The organism is Lactobacillus johnsonii, from assembly GCF_013487865.1.
Lineage (GTDB): Bacteria > Bacillota > Bacilli > Lactobacillales > Lactobacillaceae > Lactobacillus > Lactobacillus johnsonii_A.
In genome coordinates this window covers 374,947-390,089 of the sequence record NZ_CP047409.1, presented here as the reverse complement: position 1 = coordinate 390,089, position 15,143 = coordinate 374,947, and the positions used below count along the sequence as shown (strand labels likewise).

The 15,143-nt window shown below is 32.4% G+C and carries 14 protein-coding genes and 2 pseudogenes; 6 read left to right on the top strand and 10 right to left on the bottom strand.

Annotated elements, in window-relative coordinates:
* Nucleotides 1–51: 51 nt before the first annotated feature.
* Both GTO82_RS01870 and GTO82_RS01865 read right to left on the bottom strand, forming a co-directional pair.
* A pseudogene (locus GTO82_RS01870) lies at nt 52–1,440 on the bottom strand (IS3 family transposase).
* Nucleotides 1,441–1,617: 177 nt separating this feature from the next.
* Nucleotides 1,618–3,273: an APC family permease gene (locus GTO82_RS01865; RefSeq protein ID WP_180873551.1), complete on the bottom strand. Its 1,656-nt coding sequence runs from the start codon at nt 3,271–3,273 to the stop codon at nt 1,618–1,620.
* A gap of 474 nt (nt 3,274–3,747) precedes the next feature.
* Between GTO82_RS01865 and GTO82_RS01860 the strand changes: the two are divergent.
* A pseudogene (locus GTO82_RS01860) lies at nt 3,748–5,136 on the top strand (IS3 family transposase).
* Between the two features lie 201 nt (nt 5,137–5,337).
* Here GTO82_RS01860 and GTO82_RS01855 read toward each other — a convergent pair.
* From GTO82_RS01855 to GTO82_RS01835, 5 genes are all read right to left on the bottom strand, one after another.
* On the bottom strand, nt 5,338–6,273 hold the full coding sequence (locus GTO82_RS01855; RefSeq protein ID WP_011161540.1) for an AAA family ATPase: 936 nt from the start codon (nt 6,271–6,273) through the stop codon (nt 5,338–5,340).
* Between the two features lie 108 nt (nt 6,274–6,381).
* Nucleotides 6,382–7,059 carry a 2,3-bisphosphoglycerate-dependent phosphoglycerate mutase gene (locus GTO82_RS01850; RefSeq protein ID WP_053107056.1) on the bottom strand — a complete coding sequence of 226 codons (678 nt, stop codon included), beginning with the start codon at nt 7,057–7,059 and terminating at the stop codon, nt 6,382–6,384.
* A 21-nt stretch (nt 7,060–7,080) separates the two neighbouring features.
* Nucleotides 7,081–7,323, bottom strand: a complete 243-nt coding sequence (locus GTO82_RS01845) for a hypothetical protein (RefSeq protein ID WP_180873549.1) — start codon at nt 7,321–7,323, stop codon at nt 7,081–7,083.
* Between the two features lies 1 nt (nt 7,324).
* Nucleotides 7,325–7,582 (bottom strand): hypothetical protein, encoded by a 258-nt coding sequence (locus GTO82_RS01840; RefSeq protein WP_180873548.1) that lies wholly within the window; start codon nt 7,580–7,582, stop codon nt 7,325–7,327.
* Nucleotides 7,583–7,645: 63 nt separating this feature from the next.
* Complete coding sequence (locus GTO82_RS01835) at nt 7,646–8,530, bottom strand: cation diffusion facilitator family transporter (RefSeq protein ID WP_180873547.1); 885 nt, start codon at nt 8,528–8,530, stop codon at nt 7,646–7,648.
* Nucleotides 8,531–8,624: 94 nt separating this feature from the next.
* Between GTO82_RS01835 and GTO82_RS01830 the strand changes: the two genes are divergently transcribed.
* Nucleotides 8,625–8,951 (top strand): ArsR/SmtB family transcription factor, encoded by a 327-nt coding sequence (locus tag GTO82_RS01830; RefSeq protein ID WP_069168893.1) that lies wholly within the window; start codon nt 8,625–8,627, stop codon nt 8,949–8,951.
* A gap of 26 nt (nt 8,952–8,977) precedes the next feature.
* On the opposite strand, the gene GTO82_RS01825 is transcribed toward GTO82_RS01830, so the two are convergent.
* Nucleotides 8,978–9,667 carry a histidine phosphatase family protein gene (locus GTO82_RS01825; protein WP_180873546.1) on the bottom strand — a complete coding sequence of 230 codons (690 nt, stop codon included), beginning with the start codon at nt 9,665–9,667 and terminating at the stop codon, nt 8,978–8,980.
* A gap of 262 nt (nt 9,668–9,929) precedes the next feature.
* On the opposite strand from GTO82_RS01825, the gene GTO82_RS01820 reads away from it, so the two are divergent.
* On the top strand, nt 9,930–10,514 hold the full coding sequence (locus tag GTO82_RS01820; RefSeq protein WP_014567098.1) for a DJ-1 family glyoxalase III: 585 nt from the start codon (nt 9,930–9,932) through the stop codon (nt 10,512–10,514).
* A gap of 233 nt (nt 10,515–10,747) precedes the next feature.
* On the opposite strand, the gene GTO82_RS01815 is transcribed toward GTO82_RS01820, so the two are convergent.
* Together GTO82_RS01815 and GTO82_RS01810 are read right to left on the bottom strand one after the other, a co-directional pair.
* On the bottom strand, nt 10,748–11,614 hold the full coding sequence (locus tag GTO82_RS01815) for an NmrA family NAD(P)-binding protein (RefSeq protein ID WP_148420910.1): 867 nt from the start codon (nt 11,612–11,614) through the stop codon (nt 10,748–10,750).
* A 143-nt stretch (nt 11,615–11,757) separates the two neighbouring features.
* Nucleotides 11,758–12,348 (bottom strand): TetR/AcrR family transcriptional regulator, encoded by a 591-nt coding sequence (locus tag GTO82_RS01810; protein ID WP_180873545.1) that lies wholly within the window; start codon nt 12,346–12,348, stop codon nt 11,758–11,760.
* A gap of 90 nt (nt 12,349–12,438) precedes the next feature.
* Between GTO82_RS01810 and GTO82_RS01805 the strand changes: the two genes are divergently transcribed.
* From GTO82_RS01805 to GTO82_RS01795, 3 genes are all read left to right on the top strand, one after another.
* The gene (locus GTO82_RS01805; RefSeq protein ID WP_180873544.1) at nt 12,439–13,578 is read left to right on the top strand and encodes a DUF3533 domain-containing protein; all 1,140 of its coding nucleotides are present in this window, start codon (nt 12,439–12,441) and stop codon (nt 13,576–13,578) included.
* Nucleotides 13,578–14,222, top strand: a complete 645-nt coding sequence (locus GTO82_RS01800) for an NAD(P)-dependent oxidoreductase (RefSeq protein ID WP_180873543.1) — start codon at nt 13,578–13,580, stop codon at nt 14,220–14,222. Before GTO82_RS01805 ends, GTO82_RS01800 begins: the two co-directional genes overlap by 1 nt.
* 90 nt (nt 14,223–14,312) lie before the next feature.
* Nucleotides 14,313–14,909 carry a Sir2 family NAD-dependent protein deacetylase gene (locus GTO82_RS01795; protein ID WP_260983170.1) on the top strand — a complete coding sequence of 199 codons (597 nt, stop codon included), beginning with the start codon at nt 14,313–14,315 and terminating at the stop codon, nt 14,907–14,909.
* Nucleotides 14,910–15,143 lie beyond the last annotated feature (234 nt).

Genomic DNA, 15,143 nt, shown 5'->3' with positions numbered 1-15,143 from the left:
AATACTACTCTTTCAAAGATATGATATGAACCAAAAAATTAGGACATATTATTAAACTGTTTGATTTAAAACCATATTTCGATATTGAATCGGAGTATGGTTTTTTATTGAGCTCTTAATTCTAAAATTATTATAGTAATAAATATACTCTTTGATTGCATCTTCTAGTTCATCTAAATTCTTAAAATTTTTTTCAAAGCCATACCACATTTCTCGCTTTAAGATACCAAAAAATCCTTCCATTAATCCATCATCTAATGAATTACCTTTTCTAGACATTGATTGCTCAATACCATGATCTGTAAGCTATTTTTGAAAGGTAGAATGTTGATATTGCCATCCTTGATCAGTGTGAAAAATAAGACCATTTAGAGAAGGATGAGCTTTATAAGCTAGGTCAAGCATGGTCATTACTTGTTCTAAAACTGGACGGCGACTTAATGTATAAGAAATTATCTCATGGGTACACCCATCCATAATTGGTGATAAATATAATTTTTCGCCGTTTAAATGAAACTCAGTTATATCTGAATACCACTTTCTATCTGGTAAAATGGCTAAAAAATTGCGACAGATCAAATTAGGTTTGATTTCACCTACAGTTCCTCGATAACTTGAATATCTTTTTCTACGTCTAATGGCAATACCAAATAAATGCATCTTTTTCATCAGACGCTTTACTTTCTTATGATTGATTTTAATTCCTTCAATGTGCAATTGAGCTGTAATTCTTCTATAGCCGTAGCGATGTTTATGTTCCTCAAATATTTCTTTGATACGTTTCATGATCTGATGATTTTTTGAATCTTTATCATTTTGTTTTAGAACATAGTAATAATTACTTTTAGATAAGTGAGGTAAATCAGGATTAGAATTGATTACATTTAATATGAAACTGACGGTTACATGAAGTTCTTGCCTTAGTTCAGTAACCACCTGAGCTATTTCTGGTGCTTTTGGTTTTTTCTTTTGGAAACTAAGGCGCTCAATTTTTTTACAAATTCGTTTTCGACAGTAAGCTTGAGATTCTCTTGTTTTAAGTCTTTTACTTGTTTTTGTAGTTCTTTGATTTGTTGGTCTTTGCTTTTCATGATGTGGTCTGCCTTTCTTATGATTAATGACATTATACCCATCCTCTTTATATTTGCGAAGCCAATTATAGATCATACCTGAGCTTGGCAATCCTAAGTCTAATGAAACTTAATTCGCTGGTTCATCGTTAATCAATATTCTTTTAATGGCAGTTTTCTTAAATTCTACCGAATAAGAAGAATATGATTTATTCAAAATTTCTAAGCCGTGAAGGTCTATTAGACGGATTAAATAATATAAATTGTCAGGTCTTACTCCATATTCTCTACCTAGTTGAGATAGTGACTTATGATAATGCTTCCAATTATTGTAGATGTCAATTTTGTCTTGCTTAGATAATTTAGACATAATAAAAACCTCGAAATTCTTGTCCGAATTTCGGGGTTCATATCAAAGAGCTGTTTGATTCCTTTTTTCATTTCATTATTTAAAGTTAAATAAGGTTTTTAAACAAAAAAATCCTTTTGATGAAATATAAGAAATATTCATCAAAAGGATAGAAATATATTTTGTGTCTACTATAAATTAGCTTTGATTCTCTTCAACTGACTCATTCCGTTCGTCTGCATCAACTACTGATTTAGCTACTTGTTGATCAGGTTTATATGGGCGCTTAATAGGCATCCTCATTGGATTCTGTCCTTTAGACATCAATACAGTAGGAATGTTTGATGTAACTTTTTCAGGCTTCTTCAATCCTTCAATTTCCCAAGTAAATGGAGCAAATTCGTTTTTTGGATTTACCCAATTTGGGTGCTTCTTAGAAAGAAGATAAAGTCCTAAACAAGTAAGTAATACAACAGCAACTAAAACTGCGATAACAACGACATAAGTGACAGGGGAGCCAACTTCAGCTTTAACTTGTGCTGGTGGATAAAAGGCAAGAACTATACCGAAAACTGATGAAATAAGACCAACACTGGCAATAATCCAAGCTCCTACTTTACCACCAGGTACTTTAAATGAACGAGGACGGTTAGGTTGTTGGTAACGTAAGAATGCGACAAACATTAGAATGTAGTAGAAAAGATATAGAACAGTGACACACTGTGTTAATAAAATTACGAATCCTTCTACGTTTGGAATTAATTTGAATAAATATGCAATAATAGTCATTCCAGCCATTTGGACATAAACTAGTCGAGCAGGCATTCCATGCTTGTTTTTCTTTTGTAACCATTTTGGTAAAAAAACACTACTACCAGCTTGGGCAAGCATAACTGATGGAGCTGCTAGTTCAGTCACAGTAGAAGCAACTAAATTGAAAAGTCCGACCCACATTAGAACTAGATACAACCAAGGAAAGGCAAAGGTTTCACCAAGAACTTTAAATACGGTAACTAATGAATATAAAACATTAATTTGTTTTTCTGGAACGATCATTGCGATGATTACAGTACCTACTACGAAGATTAAGAACACTAAGATCAAAGTAATGAAAATTGAAGATACAAAGTCTTTTTCAGGGTGCCGTAATCGTTTAATGAAAGCAGCATTTTCATCGATTCCAGTATAAGAGAAGAATACACCAGCTGCGAGGGCTAAAGTACTCATCCCGTTCCATTTTGGAATTAATTGTTTTGGTACCATGGAAATAGCAGGTGTATGTCCCTGACATAACAAAACGATAGTTAGGATAATCATTACTGCTAATGGTATAAGTGTTCCAATTAAGACACCATATTTTGTAATAGTGGTAAAAGTTTTAACACCTCTATTAGCAATGATAGCCATGATCCAATATAAAATAATCCATCCGGTCATGATTAAAACAACGTGGGTAGGATTTTGAGCAAAGGCAACTGCTTTGTTATACATTGGCGTGTAGAACAAAATAGTTGCAGCGGAACTCGGCATCCCCATCCCGAAGTTAATCATTACCTGAAACCATAAAATTAACAGACAAGTTAATGCCCATCCTTTTCCTAAACCTTCGCCAACCCAGCGGAAAATACCGCCACGGTTGCTCCAGCCAGAGGCTAGCTCTGCAGCTACTAAAGCTGTAGGAATGAAGAAGCAAATAGCACCGATGGCAAAATAGGTAACTGACGATAAACCATAAAAGGCTTCTTGAACGTCATTACCTAAACCAGCGATAATTGCCACGTTCATTAGAGTTAGAGTCCATATGGAGATAAAGGCTTGCTTTTTGGCAGATCCTGATTTATGAGAATTCTCCATTTTTCTCTCTCCTTTAAATATATACAATAAACAAAATCAATATGTTATTTATTAATCTGCTCATGTGTATACTAGTCTCATGTTTCACAAACTACAAATAAAAAGGATCAAATATAAGAGCTAAAAACCTTTATAATAAGCTATTGTTTATCTATAGCCAGCCTTTATTTATTATATTGTGAATTAAGTTACTAATTATAGTGATGTAACTATAGTAATATAATCGTGAAAAGAATGGTTATCTACTTAGGCAAGAAGAATAAAATTATAAATTAGCAAAATTGGATCAATTCTTAAAAATAACGAATTATATTATTTCATTTTTTATATATTTCTACTTAAGTGCTTTTGATTATAATGTAGTATATAGGGTATAGACTTGAAAAATATAACATTAAATATAAAAGGATATGCGTATAAGAAATATATTGATATGAACCCCGAAATTCGGACAAGAATTTCGAGGTTTTTATTATGTCTAAATTATCTAAGCAAGACAAAATTGACATCTACAATAATTGGAAGCATTATCATAAGTCACTATCTCAACTAGGTAGAGAATATGGAGTAAGACCTGACAATTTATATTATTTAATCCGTCTAATAGACCTTCACGGCTTAGAAATTTTGAATAAATCATATTCTTCTTATTCGGTAGAATTTAAGAAAACTGCCATTAAAAGAATATTGATTAACGATGAACCAGCGAATTAAGTTTCATTAGACTTAGGATTGCCAAGCTCAGGTATGATCTATAATTGGCTTCGCAAATATAAAGAGGATGGGTATAATGTCATTAATCATAAGAAAGGCAGACCACATCATGAAAAGCAAAGACCAACAAATCAAAGAACTACAAAAACAAGTAAAAGACTTAAAACAAGAGAATCTCAAGCTTACTGTCGAAAACGAATTTGTAAAAAAATTGAGCGCCTTAGTTTCCAAAAGAAAAAACCAAAAGCACCAGAAATAGCTCAGGTGGTTACTGAACTAAGGCAAGAACTTCATGTAACCGTCAGTTTCATATTAAATGTAATCAATTCTAATCCTGATTTACCTCACTTATCTAAAAGTAATTATTACTATGTTCTAAAACAAAATGATAAAGATTCAAAAAATCATCAGATCATGAAACGTATCAAAGAAATATTTGAGGAACATAAACATCGCTACGGCTATAGAAGAATTACAGCTCAATTGCACATTGAAGGAATTAAAATCAATCATAAGAAAGTAAAGCGTCTGATGAAAAAGATGCATTTATTTGGTATTGCCATTAGACGTAGAAAAAGATATTCAAGTTATCGAGGAACTGTAGGTGAAATCAAACCTAATTTGATCTGTCGCAATTTTTTAGCCATTTTACCAGATAGAAAGTGGTATTCAGATATAACTGAGTTTCATTTAAACGGCGAAAAATTATATTTATCACCAATTATGGATGGGTGTACCCATGAGATAATTTCTTATACATTAAGTCGCCGTCCAGTTTTAGAACAAGTAATGACCATGCTTGACCTAGCTTATAAAGCTCATCCTTCTCTAAATGGTCTTATTTTTCACACTGATCAAGGATGGCAATATCAACATTCTACCTTTCAAAAATAGCTTACAGATCATGGTATTGAGCAATCAATGTCTAGAAAAGGTAATTCATTAGATGATGGATTAATGGAAGGATTTTTTGGTATCTTAAAGCGAGAAATGTGGTATGGCTTTGAAAAAAATTTTAAGAATTTAGATGAACTAGAAGATGCAATCAAAGAGTATATTTATTACTATAATAATTTTAGAATTAAGAGCTCAATAAAAAACCATACTCCGATTCAATATCGAAATATGGTTTTAAATCAAACAGTTTAATAATATGTCCTAATTTTTGGGTTCATATCACTTTTTAGCTGCTTAATTCCTTCTTAAAATTATCCATCAACAGGATTTGCAAAAGAGACTTTTATTTTTTCAATCTTATCCGTATCTTAAAAAGAACATTATCGCTATTTTTCCATTAAAGTCTATTTAAATTAACAAAAAAATGAGAAGGTTTTACCTTCTCATTTTTTACTACCAAATATGTAATAAACGTGTGGGATCAATCTTACTTAAATTAAATTGATGAACATGCTGGTGTTCGTTCTCTGGAAATTCTTTTACAAAATCAGCAATATTATATAGTCCAGTTGAATAGGACCAAACTCCCTTTACTTTTCGAATAGGATCTAACATTTCATTTCGAATTGGATATGCAGAAATTAAAAAGTGCTTATGGTGGAATTTAAATACAAAATATGGAAGCCTAAATTGTTCGATTACTTCTTCTCTAGTTTTACCTAAAGTTATAACGTTCCTATATGTTCCGTATTTTTTAGTAAATTCATCATTAAAAGAAAAGTAAAAGTTAGAAATATGCACATGTGGAAAGTCTTCTGGTCTTACCTTATCTGGTACACAAATCACATGTGAATAATGATCTAAATTCTTTTCTTTTTGACTTAAGGCCCGTTCCATTCCATTCGGTAAAATTGAATAAGCCCAAGATGGAACTTCCGGATGAGCTTTATATTGCTCATACATCATTTTAATTACGTCAGGTTTTACCCAGTCATAGTGCATTCTAACCTGATTACGCTGTAGTAAGCTTTCTAGAGTGTTATTTTGCATTAAATCGACTACAAATAACTCATAGCGATACTTTTCAACCCATGGACGAAAATGTTCAATTTTATCTGGCGTGATATGAGTCCCATCGACAATGATAGTTTCTCCATAGGCCATCTTATGCTGTACCAAATTATCAACCATTTGCTCTGTACGTACAGTAACATGGCGTGGAATAACTTGATGCAGGTGATCTGTACTTTCCTCATAATAAACCGTCAAATCAGCTAATAGCAGCCTAATTTCATCACGAGAAATAGCGTAAGGCTGCAAGTGGTGACGAGCAATAAAGGAAGATTTTCCAGATCCAGGTGCTCCTCTTAGTAAAAATATTTTACGCATTATTTTCTCCTACTCTACAAGAATTTGTTCAAATATACTCGTAAAAAATTTTACCATAAAAATACCTATACAAACTATTAAAAAAGAGTAGACCAGTTGGCTACTCAATTAATGTAAAATTTCTTTCTTTACAATATGCAAATCAGTATCAAAAGTATAAACAATCGGCTCTGCATTGGGCACTTCTACTTTTACAATATCTTCATTACTGATATCTTCAATTTTTTTAATCAAAGCACGTAAACTTGAGCCATGGGCTACAACCAATTGATCATGACCTGCCATTAATTCAGGTGCAATATGATCCCAAAAATAAGGCATTAATCTCTCCTGCGTTTGATGTAAACTTTCTCCTTGGGGCATTAGACGCATATCATACTTTTGATATCTACGATCTTGGACAGGCTGCGTTAATAAAGGAGGTACACTGTCAAAACCACGTCTCCATTCTAAGACTTGCTTAGTACCAAAAATTTTCTTTGAAACATCCTTATTAATACCGCGAAGCGCTCCATAGTGACGCTCATTTAAACGCCAAGTCTTAGTAATAGGTAAATATAAAAAGCTGCAAACATCCGCAATAATATTAGCCGTCATAATTGCGCGTGATAAGACAGAAGTATGAATATGCGTTGGCACAAATCCAGCTATTTTTTCCACCTTAAGACCTGCATTTTTCGCCTGTTCAATCCCCTTTTTACTTAAAGGCACATCATTCCAGCCTGTATAAACATTGTCACGATTAGCTATACTTTCACCATGCCTGACTAAAACTAATTTGGCCAACTTTCTTCTCACCTTCCTCACTTAAACCATAAAAAACAAAACAATTCCCGTAATAGTAAAAACGATACCTAAGATTGTAAAAGAAATGATATCAGCTTTCCTATCAGATGGAATACTAGTACTCAACTTTCTTGTTCCATTAGTAGTATCACTTTGAACTTCTTTTGTTGTTACTTTATGTTTTTGATACCGGTTATAGGCTGTATATAAATCCCATAATCCAACCAATAAAACTATTACTGCAACCCAAATATTTACCTTCATTTTATTTATCATCCTTGTGTATGCTTGTACCATTTACTTTTTGGTCTAAGTTTCGAACTGCTTTCTTAAAAGCTTTAACCGAATTCTGATAAGCTTTTCCACCATTTTGCCTCAAAAAATCCCCACCTTGTTGTCCTTTTTTAGTTAGGTGGTCTTTGATATCAGGCCAATCATTTTCAGCAAAGTCCTTAAATTGGTCTGTAGCTTTCTTTTGATAATTTTTTAGATTTTCTTTTAGATCATTAGTATCGAATTTCATTTTTTCTCCTTAAAATAAAAGGCTTTGCCACTATTTTACCAAATAGCAGCAAAACCAGATTAACTAATCTTCTTTATCATCAAAAATCATCTTATCGCTAATTCCACGTGTGCATTCTGCTTGAAGTGTCACATGGTTAATTCCAAGTGGCTTTAATTTTTTAGCAATTTCTGTGTATATCTTTTCTAATTGCACAGCATCTAGATTTTTATCCACATTAATATGTGCGTCTAACATCGTTACATTGTCTGAATATTGCCAAACATGCACATGGTGAATGTTATTCACATGTGGACAAGACAAAACTAATTCATTTATCTTATTTAAATTGATACTAGGATTAGTTTCCATTAAAATATTAGCCGCTTTGATAGTAACTTCATAAGCTTCTTTAAGTAAAAAGACGGAAGCTGCTATCGTTAAGACTGGATCGACCCAGTAAATTTTCCAAATTGAAATCACAATCGCTCCAATAACAACTGCTACACTAGTTATTGCATCTGAAAGCATATTTAAAAATGTAGCTTTTGCATTAAGACTCGTCTTAGCTTCCTGCATGACTACTAGCATTGAAATTAAATTAGCAGCTAACCCAATTAAAGAAACAATTAGCATAATTTTTCCTTTAATTGGTTCTGGATGACTAAATCGCTGGATTCCTTCGATAAATAAATAAATACTGATTACTATTAAAATTATCCCATTAGTAAAAGCTGCTAGTATTTCCGCTCGATCATATCCAAAGGTCTTGCTATTATTTCGCTTCCTCTTAGCAATTAAATTGGCCACAAAGGCCAAAATAATTGATCCAACATCGCTTAAATTATGTACGGCATCCGAAAGCAGAGCAAGTGAGCCTGAAACGGCTCCACCGATAAATTCCGCAATTGTAATAATAATATTTAATAAAGTTACCCAAAAGTAACGTAGTGATGATTTATCCTTCATATTTTTTCTCCATAAATATATCGAATTTGGTATACTTATTGCAGAAAGTATAATATTCCATTTTTGATATATTGTCAATAAGAGGTGCTAAATTATGACACAAACAGATACAAATTTAGTCAGTGAAGCAGCTAAAATCTATAAAGTTTTAAGCAATAGTAGACGAATTTCAATTTTATTTTTTTTACGGAATGCTTCAAAAGAAGTCGATGTCTCAACAATTGCCACTACTCTCACCCTTGCGCAGCCGGTAGTATCAAAACAATTAGGCATTTTAGAAAAATACAATTTGGTTAAACATCATAAACATGGAACTCATGTCTTTTATTTTTTAAATGACTCGGACGTTTTATCAATGATTGACGCCATGATTGAACATGTAGAACATACTGCCAAAGAACATCCCACAAACTTATACTAAAAAAGATGCAACTTGATAGCTGCATCTTATAGATTTGGAATGTCAGTGTTTTTTACACCATAATTAATTATTTTAAATTTTCCATTATCATCAATTATTCCACGCGTCACACTGCCATTGTCTGGAAAGGGAATATCGTGATCATGTGTAGTTTGATCCCAGTATTTAATTCCCAAAGTCTTAATAAAGTCTCCATGAGACACAATTAAAACTCGTCCTAGCCTTTTTGTTTCTTCAGCTAGTTGGCTAACAGCTTGGTCCATTCGATTATTGAGGGCTTCTGCATCTTCTGCTAAATGACGTGGATCAGCTTTCTTAGTTGCTTCACGAAAATCATGGATTCCTAAAGTTTGAATGATTTTTACTACATCATTTGTTGGTTTCATCCCTCCAGCTACAGCAACTTTTTCCCAAGTTTCGTCAATATCGTCACCTTCAAAAGTACCAAAGAATACTTCACGAAAAGCTGGAAGTTTTTTTATTTTACCAATCTCAGAAACTTCATTTGTATCAGCAATTAAGTGAACTGTATCAATGGCTCGCTTTAAGTCAGAACTATACATTTTATCAAAATGAACCTGAGATAAATTAGATGCTGTTACTTTTAGATCATTAATTCCTTTTACAGTTAGTGGAGAATCAGCCCATCCTTGAACTTTATTCAACTGATTAAACATTGTTTCCCCATGTCTTACTAAATAAACTTCAGTAGCCATTTTTACCCTCTTTTCTTAAATTGTTTCACAAATTTTCTTTCAATTATCTCAATGTTAACAGAATATTGCGTTAATTCAAGTATTTTTAAAAGCAACCCTATATTTAGTGTTTCACAAAATTCTTAGTACAACATATCTTAGTTTTACCTATAGTTATATACGCAATTGTAAGTTTATTTTTTTAATCTTTAAATTAAAAATTACTATTTTAATGGGTTAAAATAAAGGTTGCATAGTGCTTAATAAAAAGGAGGACTTTTTTATGACAAAAGTTGCTGTTGTCTTCGCAGATGGCTGTGAAGAAGTTGAAGGACTTAGTGTCGTTGATGTACTACGTCGTTTAGATATTGATTGTGACATGGTCGGTCTTGATAAAAAAGAAATTAACGGAGACCATCATATCTTACTAACCTGTGATAAAGTTGTGGATGATTCACTTTTAGAGTATGACTTGGTAGCTTTTCCAGGTGGAAGAACTGGAGCTTTAAACCTCAGAAATAATGAAAAATTAGCTAAGCTTATGATTCAAAGAAATAAAGAAGGTAAATGGGATGCAGCAATGTGTGCCGCTCCGATTGCTTTAGGTCACTACGGCTTGCTAGAAGGAGCCAACTACACCTGCTATCCTGGCTTTGAAAAAGAAATTGAAAAGGAATGTCCAAACGGCCACTTTAGCACTGATATTACAGTTGTGGATAAAGAACATAAAGTCATCACCAGTCGTGGACCAGCTACAGCTTGGGCATACGCTTATACAATTGCTCAAACTTTAGGTTATGACACCAAAGAATTAGAAAAAGCAATGCTTTATGATTATCTAGCTAAAAATATTAATCAAAGCCTATAGTTAAACATATCGAAAAAGAGACCAGATTTTATATCTGATCTCTTTTTTCGTATATAACAGCTAAAATAAACAAATAACTTTTAATCTATCCCTTAAATTAAAAGCTTGTGTAGTTAATAGCAAGCTTACGGTCTTGTCTCAGCACTGCACTACACCTAATTACAATTAATTTTTCTCTAAGCACTTACTATATTTATTATAACATCTTTTATTTTAAATTAAACTAATTTATTTTATAAACGTGCAATTTGATAGCCATTTCTTAAAAAATGTTCCATTTCTTCTGGTTCTCTACCAGTTAAGCGATGAAAGTCATCAGATGTTGCACTAAGAAGTCCCTTCGCTCCTCCGGCATACATCGATGCAAGTTCTTTTCCATCGCCTTCAGCGGCATAAATCTTTGCAAATTCATCAGTTGTTACAGGTGCATAGCCAATTTTATGATCAGTGATCCGAGACATAATGTATGATAGCTCAACCATGTTATAATTTTTGTCCATACTTAATAGATATGTTTGGCCTTGATCGCGCATTACTGGCTGCATTGCTAAACACGCAATTGCATGAGCACTATCATTTCTTGTAATAAAGGATAGTGGTTCTGCCCCAACTGGATAAATAATATTTTTTCGTTTAATTAGTTCTTCTATATATGGGACCAGTGGATCTGCATACAAACTATTTTTTATAATACTGTATTCAATTCCTGAGCTAGCAAGCCTCCTTGGTACATATGCATAAAATGGAGACATTACAAATGGATTATTTTCTTGATCTGCAAAAAAACTTACAAAAATCAATTTAGATTTAGCTTCTTTTACAACTTGTAAGACATTTTCAAATTCTGTAATTCTTTTCTGCAAGTTATAAGTAATGCTGGGAATATAAATTACCAGATCAACGCCAGCAACTGCTTCTTTGAGGGTGTTGAGATCAAAATAGTCTAATTTTACTTTTTCCACAGCTAAGTCGCTAAACTTATCAGCCTTTTTTAAATTATGGATTCCAACTCGGATATTAGTTTCCGGAGTCATTGTTCTCAGCCAGCGAGTAACTTTTTCTCCTAAATTACCTGTTGCTCCTGTAATTAAATATTTCATATAAATAGTATAGAACCTTTCTTAAGATTAACTTTCTATATTATTATAGTTCAAAACCTTTATGAATTCTTAATCTTAGTTTAAATACATGGTTTTGCTTATTGGGGTATTAGAGAGTTATTCTTCCAATTACTACATCTCAATTATAAAGATAAATTATTATCTTCTAGTTCTTTTATAGCCCCTACTCGAGCTTCAAAGAAAAAATTTGCTATTTGGAAAGCCGAGTATTTCGGATGTTTTCTCCAGTACTGAATTACTCCTATCAATGCAGAAATACTGTAATAAGAAAACATTTCCTGTTTATCTTTAGGCATATGAAGAAGGGTATAAGGATGAGACTTTATCTCTAAGTTAATCAAATAGGTCATAAGCTTGTTAGTAAAACCCAAATTGGCATTTGTACCCATCAAAATATGAAGCAAGGAAAAGTTTTCTTGTAAAACTTTTAAAAAATCTGTTAGTGCTGTTAAGTCCGGAGATTCAGTTGTACTTTGAGTTTTTAGCTGGAGATTAAGGATCATTTTAGAATGTGGAACGTCAAGCTTATGAAGAAATTTTTCTTCGATCTTTTCTAATATGTCCCATTTATCATTATAATGACGATATATCGTGACACGATTTACATTTGCTTTCTGAGCAATCTCCTTTATAGTTACCTGATTAATATCCTTTACTTGTAAAAGCGATAATAAAGCATTCTCAATTTTGTCATTAGTTTTATTGTTTTTCATCAATGCAACACCTTGTTACTTTTTGTAGTTTTATTATATCCCTATTTTTCTTAGAATATTTGTAATCTTAATATTGAAAGGGATGTATATATGTTTAAACTATTAAAGAATAAATTTGTCTGGTTATCCATCCTAGTTGCTTTATTTATTGGAGCATACTTTTCAATTACAGCAATTCCTTCAACTCATATGAAGGTTAATGATTTACCTATTGCTATTGTTAACGAAGATCAAGGTACTACTGGAAAAAATTTAACTAAGCAAATAACAACAAAAAATTCATCTAACTCTTCTAAAATGAGCATTAAATGGACAGTTTTTAATTCTCAAGAAGATTTATTAAAAGAAATGAATAAAGAAAAATATTATGGAGCAATTGTTATTCCCAAAAATTTTTCCTCTAATCTTCAAAGTCTAATGACCCCTAATCCCAAAAAAGCTAAATTAAAAATCATCATTAATCAGGGTATGGGAACTACCATTACGACACAGGTAAATACGGCCTTAACTGAAATGACCCATCAAATTAACACTGCCTTAGGCAAGCAACTACTACAAACTTTATCTAAAAAAATGCCTACCATACCAGCAGAAATGGCTTCCAATTTAACTAATCCACTAACTATAGAAACAGAAAAAATTAATAAAACCGGTGATTTAGCAAATGGGGGCGCCCATTTCTTCCAATCAGTTTGGCTAGGATGTTTAGGAACCTCAATGCTTCTTGGATTTGCCTTTTCAAAGATTAAATTTAAATCTCTTCGAGAAAAATTTAGTGCTTTAGGAGTTCAGCTACTTTCTGCAATTATTTCATCCTTTGTAATCGGATATGGAGTGATATATCTACAATCCACAATTCTTAATGTAACTATTCCTAATTTTACTTTACTTGGTTTATTCCTATCACTATGCGCATTCTCGTTCATTATTTTTATTAACGGCGTAGAGTCTTGGGTAGGATTAATTTCAATTCCTATTTTTATGTTACTTTTATTCTTCGCTGCTCCATTGCTAACCGCTATACCTGAATCATTAAATGGCTTTTACAGTACACTGTCTAATTGGTTACCTATGTCCTACATGTATAGAGGTGTCAAAAGTATTATGTACTTTAACAACTCACCTTCTCAGTCAATAATTATGGGTTTAATTTATACTATAATCGTTGGACTAATTTTAGTAATAAGTGCTCAATTTAAAAAAGATAAGAAAAAGGAAGTCGATGCTTAATGAAACTGTTTATCTTAGGGGCCACTGGCCGAACTGGAAAAGAATTAATTAAACAAGCAACGGAACGTGGATATGAAATAGTAGCATATGTACGTTCACCACAAAAATTAGTACCACAGGACAATCTCAAAGTTATTCAAGGCAATCTCAATGAAACATCAAAAATGGAACACGCCTTAGCTTCTTGTGATGCTGTTTTAGTAACTCTCGGCAATCCTGTAAATGACAGTTCAGCTAATTTGTTTGAAGGTCTAATGCCTAATCTTATTAAAAGCATGCAACACACAAACGTATCTCGAATTATTAGTCTATCTAGTTTAGGAACTGGAGATACAATTAAGAATGTCTCCTATCCCTATAAACTGGGTGTCAAAACTTTTCTAAAAGGAAACCAAGCTGATCATAAAAAAGGAGAACAACATCTTATCCATTCTAATTTGAATTGGACTCTAGTTTATCCAGGTCCCTTATTTAATGGAGATAAAACTTCCCATCCTTTAGTAAAAAATGCAGCGTCTGGATATAAGATGCCTGGTGCTCCTAGAACCAACCGAGCCGATGTTGCTGCCGTCATGTTAGATCAATTAAATAATAAATCAAGTTATAAACAAAAATTAATTATGTGTTCAAAACAGGAGGACTGAAAATGAACAACACACCAAAATTAAAGGAGATGTTATTAGCAAGTATCTATCACAGGAGCTGGAATTTCCAATAGTTGCGGAATCGCAGATATGGAAAAGATGAATGTCTTAAATGCTATCGAAACTTCTTTAGCTCCCCTTGTTCAGATGCATCCCGAACGTTCTTACAATTTGTTACGTAAATCATTTTTAAAAGGAATTTTCGAAAAAGGACCTTCTCTAACTCATCGTAAAATTTCCACTTTAGAAAAAGATGGGTTAATACAAGGTACAATTACTACCAATATTGATCATCTACATTCTTTAGCTGGTTCAACACAAGTAGCAGAAATTCAAGGCTCATATGCAATCAACAAATGCTCTCAATGCGGACATCATAATGATAATATTGAAATTTGGAACAATGGGCATGCACCCCAATGCTCAAAATGTAATGGCTTAATGTTATCCTTTCCTGTTTATTCTCATGTTGGTGTCTATGAAAAGGCAATGACCCAAGCTAAACAATGGATGACAAAAGCTGAATTAGTACTAATTGTTGGCTCTAAAGGAAACTATAGTTACTACTTGAATAATTTATCTCCCTCAACCTCTATTATTCAAATAAATCCTCAAGTAACTCAATTTGATAACATTGCTACACTAAATATAAAAGATGAAGCCGATAACGTCTTCAAAAAATTATAAATAATATTATACGCAAGCTAAAAACCACTTATATACATTTTCCTGTTGTTGAATATCTCTGATATTCTGTCAACAGGATTTTTTAATGCAAAAAGAGATAATAAACATCTTAAACCTTTTAAATTCACTTCAAATAATACAAGTGATTATTTATATTCTCATTTAAGGATGGTATCAAATTTCAAAATAATATTAAAGATTCTATTACTTAAACTATGTATAGGTCATGTCACT